At 37.7% G+C, this 16,574-nt stretch carries 12 protein-coding genes; 10 read left to right on the top strand and 2 right to left on the bottom strand.

Annotation, left to right across the window (positions count from 1 at the left end; all coding sequences use genetic code 11):
* Window positions 1-318 precede the first annotated feature (318 nt).
* A complete protein-coding gene (locus tag LD272_RS07780) occupies window positions 319-3,537 on the bottom strand; it encodes a DEAD/DEAH box helicase (RefSeq protein WP_226036037.1) in 3,219 nt (1,072 codons plus the stop codon).
* A gap of 563 nt (window positions 3,538-4,100) precedes the next feature.
* Here LD272_RS07780 and LD272_RS07775 point away from each other — a divergent pair.
* A complete protein-coding gene (locus tag LD272_RS07775; RefSeq protein ID WP_226036036.1) occupies window positions 4,101-5,693 on the top strand; it encodes a peptide chain release factor 3 in 1,593 nt (530 codons plus the stop codon).
* A 71-nt stretch (window positions 5,694-5,764) separates the two neighbouring features.
* Here the strand turns inward: LD272_RS07775 and LD272_RS07770 are convergent, their stop codons facing one another.
* Complete coding sequence (locus LD272_RS07770) at window positions 5,765-6,517, bottom strand: FixH family protein (RefSeq protein ID WP_226036035.1); 753 nt, start codon at window positions 6,515-6,517, stop codon at window positions 5,765-5,767.
* A gap of 384 nt (window positions 6,518-6,901) precedes the next feature.
* Between LD272_RS07770 and uvrB the strand changes: the two genes are divergently transcribed.
* The 9 genes from uvrB (at window position 6,902) to lgt (ending at window position 16,562) form a co-directional block, all read left to right on the top strand.
* Window positions 6,902-8,884: an excinuclease ABC subunit UvrB gene (gene uvrB / locus LD272_RS07765; protein ID WP_226036034.1), complete on the top strand. Its 1,983-nt coding sequence runs from the start codon at window positions 6,902-6,904 to the stop codon at window positions 8,882-8,884.
* 7 nt (window positions 8,885-8,891) lie between these two features.
* Window positions 8,892-11,768: an excinuclease ABC subunit UvrA gene (gene uvrA / locus LD272_RS07760; protein WP_226036033.1), complete on the top strand. Its 2,877-nt coding sequence runs from the start codon at window positions 8,892-8,894 to the stop codon at window positions 11,766-11,768.
* A gap of 141 nt (window positions 11,769-11,909) precedes the next feature.
* Window positions 11,910-12,263 carry a YojF family protein gene (locus LD272_RS07755; RefSeq protein ID WP_226036045.1) on the top strand — a complete coding sequence of 118 codons (354 nt, stop codon included), beginning with the start codon at window positions 11,910-11,912 and terminating at the stop codon, window positions 12,261-12,263.
* A 19-nt stretch (window positions 12,264-12,282) separates the two neighbouring features.
* Window positions 12,283-12,939: a bacillithiol biosynthesis deacetylase BshB2 gene (bshB2, locus tag LD272_RS07750; RefSeq protein WP_226036032.1), complete on the top strand. Its 657-nt coding sequence runs from the start codon at window positions 12,283-12,285 to the stop codon at window positions 12,937-12,939.
* A gap of 41 nt (window positions 12,940-12,980) precedes the next feature.
* On the top strand, window positions 12,981-14,069 hold the full coding sequence (locus LD272_RS07745) for a DUF4097 family beta strand repeat-containing protein (protein WP_226036031.1): 1,089 nt from the start codon (window positions 12,981-12,983) through the stop codon (window positions 14,067-14,069).
* A 16-nt stretch (window positions 14,070-14,085) separates the two neighbouring features.
* Window positions 14,086-14,289, top strand: coding sequence for a PspC domain-containing protein (locus LD272_RS07740; protein WP_226036030.1), 204 nt, complete (start codon window positions 14,086-14,088; stop codon window positions 14,287-14,289).
* Entirely contained in the window at window positions 14,286-14,648 is a 363-nt protein-coding gene (locus LD272_RS07735; protein ID WP_226036029.1) for a phage holin family protein, read from the top strand. Before LD272_RS07740 ends, LD272_RS07735 begins: the two co-directional genes overlap by 4 nt.
* A gap of 126 nt (window positions 14,649-14,774) precedes the next feature.
* A complete protein-coding gene (gene hprK, locus LD272_RS07730) occupies window positions 14,775-15,722 on the top strand; it encodes an HPr(Ser) kinase/phosphatase (RefSeq protein WP_226036028.1) in 948 nt (315 codons plus the stop codon).
* A gap of 12 nt (window positions 15,723-15,734) precedes the next feature.
* Window positions 15,735-16,562 (top strand): prolipoprotein diacylglyceryl transferase, encoded by an 828-nt coding sequence (lgt, locus tag LD272_RS07725; protein WP_226036027.1) that lies wholly within the window; start codon window positions 15,735-15,737, stop codon window positions 16,560-16,562.
* Window positions 16,563-16,574: the final 12 nt, after the last annotated feature.

The following is a 16,574-nucleotide window of genomic DNA, read 5'->3' as shown; positions in this document are numbered from 1 at the left end:
CGCACTCACCCTGGATTTATTCTCACTCAGCGTCCCGGAATGCGCACTCACCCTGGATTTATTCTCACTCAGCGTCCCAGAATGCGCGCTCACCCTGGATTTATTCTCACTCAACGTCCCGGAATGCGCACTCCCCCCGGATATATTCTCACTCAGCGTCCCGGAATGCGCACTCATCCCGGATTTATTCTCACTCAGCGTCCCGGAATGCGCACTCACCCCGGATTTATTCTCACTAAGTTCTTTTAGAAAACAGCCTTAAAAAAACAAGACCATGACTGGTTGCAGTCAAGGTCTTAATACGGTTTGCGTTCTGTGCTAAGTTTTCATTTCCAGTAGTTCACGAATTTCTTTCTCAGATAGCTTTGATAGCATTGTCTCTCCTGGTTGAATGACCTGATCGACCAATTCACGTTTCTTCTGCTGCATTTCAAAGATTTTTTCTTCAATTGTACCTTCTGTAATTAGTCGAATCACCTGGACAACGTTCTTCTGTCCAATTCGGTGTGCTCTGCCTGCCGCTTGTTCTTCAACTGCTGGATTCCACCATAAGTCATATAGGATGACTGTATCAGCACCAGTTAAATTTAAACCAGTTCCGCCGGCTTTTAAGGAGATAAGGAAAACCGATTTTTCTCCGTCATTAAACTGCTCAGACATTTCCATTCGCTTTTCTGATGGGGTAGATCCGTCTAAATAAAAGGTTTCAATATTTTCATTTTGAAGTGTTTCGTTAATCATCGAGAGCATGCTTGAAAATTGCGAGAAAATAAGTGCGCGTTTTCCATTAGTTTGTAATTCATTAACTAGTTCTTTAAGCTGCTCGAGCTTACCTGATTTACCTGTGTAGTTTTCTAAAAAAAGTAATGGATGACAACAGATTTGTCTCAATCTAGTTAATCCAGCTAATATTTCAAGTTTGCCTTTTTCGAAGCCCTTTTCATTAATCGTTTCGGTAATTTGCTCTTGCATTTTCTCTACATATGCTAGATAGACTTCTTTTTGATTTTTGGTAAGATCGGAATAGTGAACAGATTCAATTTTGTCTGGTAGTTCATGTAACACATCTTTTTTAATGCGTCTCATAATAAAGGGTCGAGTTATTTTAGCAATGTACTGATGTTCAAATGCTAAAAATGACTTTTTATTTCCAAATAAACCAGGCGATATTGTGTGGAATAGCGACCACAGTTCGTCTAACGAATTTTCAATTGGTGTTCCACTTAGTGCGAATCGTCTACTTGTTTGTAGTGAACGAACAGCTTTAGCAGTCAGTGTTAAGTGGTTTTTGATTGCTTGAGCTTCGTCCAAAATTAATACATCAAAATGAGTCTGTTGGTACAAATCGATATCCTTACGTAATAATGGGTAGGAAGTAATATAGACATCTGCCTGCTGAGTGGACTCAACGATTTCTTTGCGCTGTTTCTTGTTCCCAATAATAATTTCAACGTTGATACTAGGAGCGAATTTCTCGAATTCCTTTTTCCAATTGTATAAAAGGGAAGCAGGTGCAACGACAAGACTTGAAAATGTACCTGGATTCATTTCTTTCTCTGAAACTAAATAACAGATTGTTTGTATCGTTTTTCCTAGCCCCATATCATCAGCTAGTATTCCACCAAGATGGTAATGGGAGAGCGTTTTGAGCCACTGAAAACCAGTATATTGATAATCTCTTAGTTCTGCCTCAATTGATTCTGGTACAGTGAAATTTAGCTTACTAGGATTTTTTAACTGTGCAAGTAAGTCGTTAAATGCATCACTGTATTGAAAGTAGGATGGACTAAGTACTTCTTCTACTTGAAAGCTTCGGGCAGCCGGAACATGTAACTGACCTTGTTCCAACTGTTTTTTATTTAATTGCAGTTGTTCAGTTAGGTCGCGAAACGAGTCAAAATCCTCGCCCTCTAACTCAAGTAGTGGGCCGTCTGGAATTCGGTAATAACGTTTTTTCTCAACCATTGCATATAGGACGTTCTGGACATCATGCATAGAAATTCCTTCGATGTCGAACTGGATATCAAGAATACCTCGCTTGTTGTCCAAATCTATAGTTGAAGTAAGCGTTGGTTGTTTTTCAATAATCATTGCTTTCATCTTGGATGACATAAATAGTTGTGCTTTTTCGCTTAGTAGGGTTATCCCCTCATGCAGGAAGGAATAGATTGAAGCATTTTTAAACAGTTGAAATTGTTTATTGATATGAAAGAAGCCAAAGCTATCGAGATCTCTTAATAGCTCCTTCTCTTTTAAAATATCGCGTTTTATTACCACGTTTTCAGGCTGCTCCGTTTGATAAGGATAGATGACTGCATCTCCGTAATGAAATTCTAGTTTCGCTGTCAATGTTCCATTATTCTCATCCAAGAAAATTTTTGGTTGAATGGCTTCAATTCTTATCGTTTCTTGCGTGCTTTTAGAATAGTTCACAGTCCCAATTTCTTCTAACTTAGGAATAACATTAGTAATAAAAGATTCAATTTTATCTTTAGATATTGGATGAGCTTGGCCAGTACGATAAGGCAGTAGACCATATAACTGATCCATTACTGATTGCTGCTTCGGGCTAATTCGATGAAATACACCTTGTTTAAAAAGATAGCCGTAGCTTTTAAAATACGTATAGTTGGAGAGTACAGAAACATCGATATTGAACGTTTGCTCATCATCTTTATCTAAATGGAACTGGAAATCTTCATTGCTGTCAATCACAGATATCCCTGGAACTGTTTCACCACTTTTGTTCTTGTAAAAGTTTGTCCTGTTACTAATTAACTCTAATAACTCATCAGCAAATCCAGGAGGGATAATAATTGTTCGCTTATCATGAAGTGGGTTAGAAAAAGAGCTTTCAAATAAGGACTCATTTTCATAAGCCATGATCAAATTTGAGATTATTTTCATGTCTTCTTCATGAAACAAATGAATGTCTGGTTCATATAAAAATGAAGGGTTAATTTTGTGTGATTTCTCCTTCTTGACATGGATGAGAAACTCTCGAATATTTTTAACTACGTACGATTTTTTCGTGCCAATTTTTAGTTCAATTTCTAAAAATGACTTGGAATTGTGTGGGTTAATTCTGCTGCCAACAATATATTCAACAGCTAATAACTGGTACTTACGAGATTGGTGGTGTTGATCTTTTGTAAATGCATCAATAATTCTAGTCGAAAAAGAATCATTTGGAACAGAAACTGGATTCGAAAAAGAAACATCCTGTAGTTTTTTATCACCCAACTTGTTCCAAGAGTCCTGGCCAATTGCCAGTAGAACAGCTGCAATATGTTTACATGTAAAGTGAGCTGCATATGCTGGACAATCGCAGCTGCCTTCAAGTTCGTCACTATCAAAAAAGAAAATCCGTACATTGTAAGTTTCTGTACCACGTACAACCCCGCGCCAAGAATTGATTGACGGATTATAGGTAAGTCCATGGACGCGGCCCTTTTTGAAGTAATCGTATCCTCTTTTATAAAAGCGTTCGCCTGTAATACGAACGATGTCTTGTTTATCTAAGAAAAAGGTTCTCATCGTTATCCCATCCTCGGGTTGATTTAAATACCATCCTATCATTATAACAAAAAAACGTTGATAGAGGGCGTATTTGCTTAGCGTTCTGTAATTAATTTTTGAACGAGAGACCTCAAAACAATTCATTTATTTCGATTTAATTCGAGTAGTTGACCAACTATTTAATCTCGGGTTTAATAGTAGCAAAAGTTGACTTTAACGCCATTCTCATGCTATCTTTTACTATCGAAGATCTATTTTTACACGTTAAATAATTTATAAAATTTGCAGTCGATAATCGGAGCTTAAAGTACGCTAATAATGGTTTTCGACGTAAAATTAATCAAACAAAGGAGAATTATTCCGATGTAATAAGAATCCCTTGGTCCTGAACACAAGTTGTTCTTCCACTTTCATTATTAACTTGAAGGATATTAGTATTTACGATTAGAATTTTATATAAATTAGTCAATTTCATACTACTGATTTTTTGCAATTGGGATAGAACATTCCCAAACTATGTGTGGACGACAATTACTGCATAAGGTAATTATGAAATTGATTGAAATGGAAGGGATTTTTTTATGAACTTAAATGAAGAAGTAAATAAACGGAAGACGTTTGCTATTATATCTCACCCTGATGCCGGTAAAACAACGTTAACTGAAAAACTGTTGTTATTCGGAAATCAAATCCGATCTGCTGGTACGGTAAAAGCAAAAAAATCTGGAAAGTTTGCGACATCTGACTGGATGGAAATAGAGAAACAGCGTGGAATTTCAGTAACCTCAAGTGTAATGAATTTCCCTTATCTGGACTACAAAGTTAATATTTTGGATACTCCAGGACACGAGGATTTTAGTGAGGATACGTACCGTACGTTAACAGCAGTCGATAGTGTTGTGATGATAATAGATGCAACAAAGGGAATCGAAGCACAAACAATTAAGTTATTTAAAGTATGTAAAATGCGTGGCATACCTATTTTCACATTCATTAATAAGATGGACCGTGAAGGAAGAGAGCCGTTTGAACTATTAGAGCAAATAGAAGAAGTGTTGGACATTGAAACGTATCCAATGAACTGGCCAGTAGGAATGGGAAAAAGGTTTTTAGGAATCTTTGACCGCCACAACAAGCAGTTTGTTAAATATAACGGTAATGAAGAAGAGTCCTATATACCTTATAACGAGTTAGACAGTCCTGAGCATCAGGAACTAGTCAATAATGCTACTTACCAGGAAACAAGTGACGAACTTGAATTACTTGATCAAGCGGGAGACCAGTACTCGCTTGACTCAATACTGAGTGGTGACCAGACGCCAGTATTTTTCGGAAGTGCACTAGCACCATTTGGAGTACAATCATTTTTTGATACATTTATTTCAATGGCACCAAGCCCGACACCAAGAAGAACGACAGAAGGCTTAGTCAGCCCTGACAATGATGAATTTTCAGGATTTGTATTTAAGATTCAAGCAAATATGAATCCCGCACACCGTGATCGTGTAGCATTCCTTCGTGTATGTTCAGGCAAGTTCGAACGAGGTATGACAGTTAAACTGGCGCGGACAGACAAACCAATCAAGCTTTCGCAGACACAACAATTTGTAGCTTCTGCTGGTGGTATTGTTGAAGAAGCATTTGCTGGGGATATAATTGGTATTTACGATCCGAACGCATACCGAATTGGTGATACCCTTATTGAAGGAAAGAACGCTTTTGAATATGATGAATTGCCACAATTCCCACCAGAATTATTCAAAAGAGTTACAGCAAAAAACGTAATGAAATCAAAGCAATATAAAAAAGGAATTGAGCAATTAGTTCAAGAAGGAGCAATCCAATTATTTAAAGGACACCCGATGGAATCTTATATTATTGGAGCAGTTGGCCAACTGCAATACGAGGTATTTGAATATCGAATGAAGCATGAATACAATGTTGAAGTTATGTTGGAATCAATCGGTGAGCGAATCCCGCGTTGGTTAAAAGCGGAACAAGTGGATACTTCTTTATTTGATGAACGGAACATGTTGGTCAAGGATAGAGAAGGAGATTTTCTTGTCCTGTTCAAAAACGATTTCGCCTTGAGATGGTTTCAGGATAAACATCCTAAGATTGAACTGATTGATTTGTTTGAAGTAAATAAATATGACCAAAGCTATGCTAAGTAAATAAATATAAAAGCGCCTTTTCAACGTGAAAAGGCGCTTTTATTCGTGTGCGTTTAAGTGTAACAGCGAATCTAGTTAACAGTTACGGGTACGTCATGGTGGTCGTGGATCTGGTCATTACGTACATGTATGGAAACTGTATATTTCCCTTTTTCTTCAAAGGTTGTTAAACCAGAGTAAACGCCCACTTCTTTTTCTTCTAGGTCTAACCAAGTGGCATCTGTTTCTCCCTCTAGCTTGATTTCCAATGATACATAGGCATCAGACAATGGTTTATCACCATTATTTATCTGTACAGTCAGCTTTTGTTCTGTGTCTTTAGTCAATTGTCCATCGGTATCTAGATTCACGGTTATCTCGTCATCGTGATGGTGATGTCCGTCAGCACTTTCTTCATTATCTTCTTCTTCTGGTGTATCCGAGTCTGGATTTCCCACGATTGTTTCGGCCTGCGGCATTGTGTGCATTCCCCGAGCGGTTACATGGGATTGAATATGATACACAGTTTCTTGGTCGAGTATTATTGACACTGAATAAACACCTAAACCTTCATTTTCTGATTCGAGTGTATCACTGCTTTCCTTTTTTCCTTCTTGCCATATCTCAAAAGCAACTTCATCTGCGTCTTCAACTGCTTCTCCGTCATGAGTAACAGTCGCCTTGAAAACAACCTGCTCACCTAATTCAGCAGTTTCAGGCGCTTGTAAATCGACCTCTATCGCCGCTAAAGCTACGTCATCCTGACTATTTGTTGAATCATCAGTTGTTTGACCACATCCGGTTAGAATCAAAGCAAAAGCGATTATGTATATCATTTTTCTCATTAAAACCCTACTTCCCAAACATGATAGTTAATTACTATTTTGTTTTCAATAATCAATTTCATAATACCTATTTACCACTATCAGGATACAAAATTAAACTCTTTCCACTATTTGTTATTAGAATATGGCTTGATATTGTAATTATGAAATAGACTCAATTATAATTATAAGTAATTACTAAATAAATCACAATGGGTAATGATTTAAGACAATGGAAATCTGAGTCAATCAAATTTCTACAAACTAGCATCCTTGTCATGATATGGTGTAGGATAAAGTTATCATAATCCAAGAAAACGAATATTTGTTCGCATTTAATTTATATATAAAGTATAATGTGGTAAACTACGTGAAATTAACCGGAACGGAGGTCTTTGAATCACTGTGGAAAATAAATTCGAACTAGTGTCAAACTATCAACCAGAAGGAGATCAACCTAAAGCAATTGCAGAATTAGTTGATGGCTTGAAACAAGGTAAAAGGCATCAAACACTACTTGGCGCAACTGGGACCGGGAAAACCTTTACGATGTCCAATGTTATTAAGGAAATAAACAAACCTACTTTAGTTATTGCTCATAACAAGACATTAGCAGGACAGCTATATAGTGAGTTTAAAGAATTTTTCCCAAATAACGCTGTTGAATATTTTGTGAGCTATTACGATTATTATCAACCAGAGGCCTATAAACCATCGACGGATACTTTTATTGAAAAAGATGCCAGTATCAACGATGAAATAGATAAACTTAGACACTCTGCAACGTCAGCGTTATTTGAACGAAGTGATGTACTGATTGTTGCCAGTGTATCGTGTATATATGGTCTTGGTTCGCCGGAAGAATATAAGAATATGGTGCTTTCTATTCGAGTAGGGATGGAAAAGGATCGAGATGAATTATTGCGTAATTTGGTCGATATTCAATACGCTAGAAATGATATTGATTTCCAGCGTGGAACATTTCGAGTGCGTGGAGATTCTGTAGAAATTATTCCAGCTTCAAGAGAAGAGCATTGTTTACGTGTTGAATTTTTCGGTGACGAGATCGATCGAATTCGAGAAGTAGATGCACTCACTGGAGAAATTATCGGCGACCGGGAACATATTGCGATTTTCCCAGCTTCTCACTTCGTAACCAGAGAAGAGAAATTAAAGGTAGCGATTAAAAATATTCAAAAAGAATTGCAGGATCGTTTAAAGGAATTTAACGATCAAAACAAGCTATTAGAAGCGCAGCGGATTGAGCAACGGACGAATTATGATTTAGAAATGATGGAAGAAATGGGATTCTGCTCAGGAATTGAAAACTATTCTAGGCATCTAACCCTGCGCGAGCCAGGTTCAACACCCTATACATTGATTGATTATTTTCCGGATGATTTTTTACTAGTTGTTGATGAATCACACGCTACATTGCCGCAAGTAAGAGGTATGTATAACGGAGACCAGGCAAGAAAGAGTGTACTAGTTGAGCATGGATTTCGGTTGCCATCAGCAATGGATAATCGTCCATTAACTTTTCCTGAATTTGAAAAAAAGGCAAATCAGATGGTGTTTGTTTCAGCGACACCAGGTCCTTATGAATTAGAGCATACACCAAAAATGACGGAGCAAATTATTCGTCCAACTGGTTTGCTAGATCCTGAAATTGATATCCGACCAATTGAAGGCCAAATAGATGATTTAATAGCAGAGATAAATAAACGCTCAGAGAGAAATGAGCGCGTATTAGTTACTACACTGACGAAAAGAATGTCTGAAGACTTAACCGATTATCTTAAGGAAATTGGGATAAAGGTTGCATACTTACATTCAGAAATTAAGACGCTAGAGCGGATTGAGGTTATTCGCGACCTGCGAGTTGGTAAGTATGATGTAATCGTAGGGATAAACCTACTAAGAGAAGGCCTTGATATACCAGAGGTTTCACTTGTCACCATTTTAGATGCAGACAAAGAAGGATTCCTACGTTCTGAGCGCTCGTTAATTCAAACAATGGGTCGTGCTGCTAGAAATGAGAATGGTCAAGTTATTATGTACGCAAATAAGATTACTGATTCGATGCAAAAAGCAATTGATGAAACATCGAGACGTCGAAAGAAACAACATAAATACAACGTAGAGCACGGGGTAACCCCGACGACAATTAAGAAGGAAGTACGAGATGTCATTCGGGCTACAATGGAAGCTGAAGACACAGAAGAATCAAGGCCAGACATGCCTAAGGTTTCAGAACTAAGTAAAAAGGAAAAAGATAAGATGATTGAGAAAATGGAACAAGAAATGAAAAAGGCAGCTCGCGAGTTGAACTTTGAGAAAGCTGCTGAACTTCGTGATCTAGTATTGGAACTAAAAGCGGAAGGATGATCCTAAAGTGGCTTCAAAGGCTATAACTATTAAAGGGGCAAGAGCCCATAACTTAAAAAATATTGATGTAGAAATACCAAAAGATAAGCTAGTTGTGATAACCGGTTTATCAGGATCTGGAAAATCTTCCTTAGCGTTTGATACGATATACGCCGAAGGACAGCGCCGTTATGTCGAGTCCTTATCTGCATATGCTAGGCAGTTTTTAGGGCAAATGGATAAGCCAGATGTCGATGCAATTGAGGGACTATCACCCGCTATTGCGATTGACCAGAAGACAACAAGTAAAAACCCCAGATCTACGGTAGGTACAGTTACTGAAATTTATGACTATTTGCGGTTGCTTTATGCAAGAATTGGCCACCCAACGTGCCCGAAGCATGGAGTTGAAATCACGTCGCAAACCATACAGCAAATGGTTGACCGTATTTTCAACTACCCAGAACGAACAAAATTACAGATTCTTGCTCCGGTTATCTCCGGTCGAAAAGGCGAGCATGTAAAAGTGTTGGAAAATCTCAAGCGTGAGGGGTATGTTCGAATTCGCGTTGATGGAGAAATGCGTGAAGTCACCGAAGAAATACAGTTAGAAAAAACGAAGAAGCATTCAATTGAAGTAGTAGTCGATCGGATCGTAGTAAAGGATGGTATTTCAGCACGATTAACCGATTCAATCGAAACGGCATTAAGGCTAGGTGAAGGAAAGGTAATTGTCGATGTAATTGGTGAGGAAGAGCTTCTTTTCAATGAACATCATGCTTGCCCAATTTGTGGTTTTTCAGTTGGCGAACTAGAGCCTAGACTGTTTTCCTTTAACAGTCCTTTTGGTGCATGTGGACGATGTGATGGGTTAGGAACAAAATTGGAAGTGGATTTAGATTTAGTCATTCCTGATTGGAACTTATCAATTAAAGAAGGTGCCATTGTTGCGTGGGAGCCTACCAGTTCTCAGTATTATCCTAAACTGTTAGAAAGTGTTTGCAATCACTATGGTATTGATAGGGAAGTGCCAATTAAGAATTTGGACAAAAGTCAACTGGACAAAATCTTATATGGGAGCGGAAAAGAGAAAATCTTTTTCCGTTATGAAAATGATTTCGGTATGCTACGAGAAAGCGATATACTTTTTGAAGGCGTACTTGCAAACATTACACGTCGTTATAAAGAGACAAGCTCTGACTTTATCCGTGAACAAATGGGAAAATACATGGGACAAAGACCATGTCCTAAGTGTAAAAGTTATCGATTGAAGGAAGAGGCAACCTCAGTATTAATTAATGGATTCCATGTTGGAAAAGTAACTGAGATGTCTGTGAAGGAAATAAGCAATTTTTTCAACTCGTTGATGTTATCCGAAAAAGAAGAAACAATTGCTAACATGATCTTAAAAGAAATTAACGATCGTTTGATGTTCTTAAATAACGTAGGATTAGATTACTTAACATTATCACGAGCTGCTGGGACACTGTCTGGGGGAGAAGCACAACGAATTCGTTTAGCTACCCAAATTGGTTCGGCGCTTACTGGTGTATTATATGTACTTGATGAACCATCAATCGGTCTGCACCAACGCGACAATGATCGATTAATTGGTACTTTACAGCGCATGCGTGATTTAGGTAATACACTAATCGTCGTCGAACATGATGAGGATACGATGTTAGCTGCTGACTGGCTGATTGATATTGGCCCCGGTCCTGGTGAACATGGTGGTGAGGTGGTTGCTAGTGGCCCGCCTGATATCGTGATGAAAAATAGTGAGTCGTTAACAGGGCAATATTTATCAGGTGAAAAGTTCATTCCCGTTCCATCAAAACGACGAAAGCATGATAAGCGGTTTATTGAAGTAATTGGTGCGGAAGAAAATAATCTTAAAAAAGTAAATGTAAAGATACCACTCGGAATTCTTAATGCGGTTACCGGTGTTTCTGGTTCTGGAAAGAGTACACTTATTAATGAAATTCTTCATAAAGGACTAGCCATGAAGCTGCAACGAAGTAAGCAAAAACCTGGTAAGCATAAACAAATTAAGGGAACAGAACACTTAGAAAAAGTAATTGATATTGACCAGTCACCAATCGGGAGAACACCAAGATCGAATCCTGCAACATATACTGGTGCGTTTGATGATATACGTGACGTATTTGCCCAAACAAATGAAGCAAAAGTGCGTGGCTATAAAAAAGGCAGATTCAGCTTTAATGTTAAAGGTGGGCGTTGCGAGGCTTGTCGAGGTGATGGCATCATAAAGATTGAGATGCATTTCTTACCTGATGTTTATGTACCATGCGAAGTATGCCACGGCAAACGATATAACCGTGAAACATTAGAAGTGAAATATAAAGGGAAAAATATCGCTGATGTATTAAATATGACGATTGAAGAATCGTTAGCGTTTTTTGAAAAAATTCCTAAAATCAAACGGAAGCTTCAGACTATTTTTGATGTCGGACTTGGTTATATTCGTCTTGGTCAACCAGCGACAACATTATCTGGAGGGGAAGCGCAGCGTGTAAAATTAGCTAGTGAACTGCACCGCAGATCGACCGGAAAAACATTTTATATTTTAGATGAACCGACAACAGGATTACATGTTGATGATATTTCTCGTTTACTTGATGTATTGCAGCGTTTAGTAGAAAATGGCGATACGGTACTTATCATTGAACATAATTTAGATATCATTAAAACTGCTGATAATATTATTGATTTAGGTCCAGAAGGTGGCGACGGTGGTGGACAGATTATTGCGACCGGAACACCAGAAAAAATAGCAGAACAAGCTGATTCTTATACAGGTAATTATTTGAAACCTGTTCTAGAGCGAGATCGTAAACGTATGGAAGAACGAATCAAAGACAGGGAAAAAGTAACACAAGAATAGGTAACTAAGATAGATAGGACTGCTGATAAGATTTTTGTATAACGCAGTCCCTATATCGCATACATATAGATTAATGCTTTATGCTTAGAACCTGTTCAAATATAATCAATATAGATCATGGTGGAAAGAAAGGTGAATGTTATGGAGGATATACAAATTGATCAAGCGCAATTGCAATTAGACAGGTTTGTAAGTAAAGAAGTTTATGTCCATTTAGAAACTACTAATGGTGCGTATGCTAGTCATTTTGATGATAAAGCATACAATGTTGGTGCATTTATTAGAAATGCAAAGGTTTCCTATACCCATGCCAAAATAGTAGGTAGTGGCAATGCTTACCGTGTCGGTTTAAAACTTGATATTGGCTGGATTTATGCAGAAGGGCTAAGTCAGTACGAATTGAATGAAGAAGGGCAATTATTAATGGCCGGTCATGACCGAGAAGGTAGATTAATGGTTGCATTACAAATAAGTGAAACACCCTTCAAATATTAAGGTAGGAGAAGTGATTGATGTGGAAAAACATGTAGTAGTAATTTATCCTCACCCAGATGACGAATCGTTTGGAGCATCTGGAACGATAACTAAATTTAGACAAGAGGGTGTGCCTGTTACCTACTTATGTGGAACACTTGGAGAAATGGGTAGAAACATGGGGAATCCGACATTTGCAAACCGTGAGACATTACCGGAATTCAGAAAAAACGAATTAATAGATGCGTGTAACGTTTTAGATGTGGAGTTACAAATGCTTGGTTATAGAGATAAAACGTTGGAATTTGAATCAAAAAATGAGGTTGCTGAGCATTTATTAGGCATTTTAGATGAGTTAAAGCCTAGTTTGGTTATTACACATTACCCAGAACACGCAGTTCATCCAGATCACAATGCATTAGGGGCTGCAGCTATTGAAGCTGTAGGTCGTATTGATGAAAATAGTAGACCAACCGTATGGGCTCAGGCAATAACTAGAACACATCAAGTTGATTTAGGAAAACCAGATGTGGAAATAGATATAGCACCATATTTTAAGAAAAAAATGGAGGCAATCTTGGCACATCAATCACAAGCACAAGGTGTGTTAGGAAGTATGAGTGATACCTCAGATGATATGGAGGAAATTGCTAAGGAACGCTTAGGAAATGAATTTTTCTACACATGGAAATATTAAAGGTAAGTTGATGGATCACGATCATAATGGAGGTGTTCCAGGTGAAGGAAGAACAAAGAAAAATTTTAAAAATGGTAGAGGACGGAATCATTAGTGCGGAAGAGGCTATTGAATTAATAGAGTCATTAGAAAAGGCTGAGCAAAAAAAGAGTCAAAACCAATTTGTTTCTAAAAAGGTGAACTGGGAACAGGGAGAGAATTATAAATCTAATGAAAGCAACCAGTCATCAAAAAAATCTAAATTCATTCATTTTATGGAGGAAGCATTTACAAAAATTAAAAATGTTGATTTAGATTTTAACTTTGGACCACACTATAACGTATCACACATTTTCCATAATCATCCTGCCTCTTTTTCGACAATGGATATCGATATTTCCAATGGTAACTTAACAATTGTTCCTTGGAATGAAGCGGATGTCAGAATTGAGTGTGATGCAAAGGTCTATCAAGCAGATGATCAAGATGCAGCTAGAAAGAAATTCTTAGAGGATGCTGAGTTTTTGATTGATGATGACCAATTACGTTTTTTAGTGCCATCAAAGTATATAAAGGCCGATATAAATATCAAAATACCTAATCGATTATATAAAAAAGTTGCAATTAAACTGTTTAATGGATCAATAAATGCGGAAAACTTATCTGTGGGACAACTAAAAGCAAAGACAACTAATGGAACCGTAACAATTGCCAATGTTGTAGGAACAGGAGCAGATTTAGAAACAGCTAATGGATCGATTAAGGTGGAGCAGTCATCTTTTGAGAAACTAGAAACAGAGACAATTAATGGCTCGATTCGAATGGATGGTCAATACGGTAAAATTGATTCTCAGGCAGTTAGTGGGAGTATTCACTGTGATTGGCAAGGTGAGAAGGCTCATACCGGATTTTTTAAAACGACAACAGGAAGTGTTCGGTTACGCTTGCCGACTAATGTTCGGATTGATGGACAATTAGAAACGAATATTGGAACGATTCATTGCGATTTGAGTGACTACGACATCGTTGAAGAAAAGAAAGAAATGATGAAACGATCATTACATTTTGAAGCATGTAAGCAGTATGAGCAGTTACTCCATCTTGAAGCTGAGACGAAGACTGGTTCTGTTTGGATTATTCCATCAGAATAGGAGGGATTAAAGAAAGATGAGTAAAAAACTAGTACGGTCGAATGAACAACGAATGGTTGCTGGTATTTTAGGAGGAATAGCTGAGTATTTCAATATAGATGTAACAATACTACGGTTAGCTCTCGTAATCTTTCTGGTATTATCAGGATTCTTTCCAGTAGCATTGATTTACTTTATTGCTATCTTTATCATTCCAAATGAAAGGGATGTTTACGGATGAAACGCTGGTTAGTTTCGATTTTACTCAATGCCGTTGCCTTGGTTGTTGTAGCCTATTTATTTGATTCATTTCAACTAGATGGGTTTGGTACGGCTATTTTGGCAAGTTTTATCCTGTCGATTCTCAATGTAATTGTCAGACCGATATTAGTAGTACTTACCTTACCGATAACGATTGTGTCGCTAGGGCTTTTTCTATTCATTATCAATGCGATTACGTTAATGATTACCCAAGCGGTAATTGGAAGCTCGTTTGTTATTAGCGGATTCGGGATTGCAATTCTTGCAGCAATTATTTTATCTATCTTGAATTTATTACTAAGTCAACTAGTTAAGGATACAATCAAAGTGAATAAGTAAGCATAGGGTTTAAATCCTATGCTTTTGTTTTGTTAATAATCCTTGTTGATGCCTGGGTGCTTGCAAAGGAAAAAAGTGCTACAATAAGTTACAATGAACTAGTTGGATTAGCTTGGAGGGATAGAAATGGTAAAAGTACGTACACAGGATTTACTAGACCAATTTAAAATTGAACTTGTTGCAGGTCAAGATGGTGTCCATCGGGAGATTTTCATGAGTGATATTTCCAGACCTGGTATTGAAATGACAGGTTATTTTAAATATTATCCAAAAGATAGGTTGCAATTACTAGGTAAGACAGAGCTGTCCTATTACCATGATTTGGAACCAAATGAAAGACGAGACCGCGCACGAGATTTATGTACAGATATTACTCCGGGCATTGTGATCACTAGAGGAATGGATATTCCGGAAGAATTAATAGATGCAGCAAATCAATCTGGTGTACCGCTGATGCGATCACCGTATAAAACTACTAGGGTAGTAAGTAGACTAACGAACTTTTTAGAGGCAAAGTTTGCTCCATTTACTGCTATGCACGGAGTACTTGTTGATATTTATGGCGTCGGTGTGCTTATAACTGGGCAGAGTGGCGTAGGTAAAAGTGAAACAGCGCTTGAATTAGTAAAGCGTGGTCATCGTCTTGTTGCTGATGATAGTGTCGAAATTCGTCAGGAGGACTATGATCGGTTAATAGGTAATTCTCCACCGTTAATCGAACATTTATTGGAAATTCGAGGTGTAGGGATTATTAATGTCATGACCTTATTTGGTGCAGGATCTGTAAGAACATTTAAACGAATCACCTATATTATCAATTTAGAAGCATGGGACCAGAAAAAACAGTATGATCGTCTTGGTCTAGAAGAAGAAACGATGAAAATTATCGATGTTGATGTTCCAAAAGCAACGATACCAGTTCGCCCTGGTAGAAACTTGGCAGTAATTATTGAAGTAGCCGCAATGAATTTTAGGTTGAAACGAATGGGTGTAAATGCAGCAGAGGAATTTTCAGAACGGTTAACAACAATGATTGAACAAGAAAAGAATAATCAAGACACGGATTTTGATTAAGGGGGAACGAAGATGAGTTGTAGTGCACCTGGTTTAGATCGAGTGTTTTTGGATTTAGGTCCGCTTACTGTCTACTGGTACGGTGTTATTATTGCAACAGGTGCTTTTTTAGGTTTGTGGTTAGCAACGAGAGAAGCAGACAGGCTTGGCTTGAAAAAGGATTTATTTGTTGACTTGGTCGTATTTGCTATTCCAATAGCTATTATATCTGCACGAATATATTATGTGATTTTTGAGTGGGAAAATTATGTTGGTGGACCTTGGTGGGATATTTTCGCAATTTGGGAAGGCGGTATTGCGATTCATGGCGCCTTAATCGGTTCAGTGTTAACCGCAATTATTTATACAAGAATTAAGAAAGTATCCTTCTGGCAAATCGTAGATATCGCTGCACCAAGTCTTATTTTGGGACAGGCTATTGGCCGTTGGGGAAACTTTATGAATCAAGAAGCACATGGTGGTCCTGTTTCAGAGGCTTATTACAATAACTTTATGCAATACATGCCAGACTTTATTACAAATCAAATGTGTATCGGTGGAACGATGTATCACCCAACATTCTTATATGAATCGGTATGGAATTTTCTTGGATTACTATTTTTAATTCTATTAAGGAAGTATAATCCTATCAGAGGTGAGTTGTTCTTAAGCTACGTTATTTGGTACTCTGTCGGTCGTTTCTTCATTGAAGGAATGCGTACAGATAGTTTATATATCATTGGATCCCTGAGAACTGCACAGTTTATTTCGGTCTTACTAGTTGTGATCTGTATAGCAATTATGATTTATCGTAGAAAAACTGGTCAAGTAAATAGAAGGTATAACGGGAAAAAACTATAACTGGGGGATTTG

This window comes from Aquibacillus saliphilus, from assembly GCF_020404745.1.
In the GTDB taxonomy this organism is placed as follows: Bacteria; Bacillota; Bacilli; order Bacillales; family Amphibacillaceae; genus Aquibacillus; species Aquibacillus saliphilus.
This window is presented reverse-complemented; position numbering and strand designations above follow the sequence as displayed.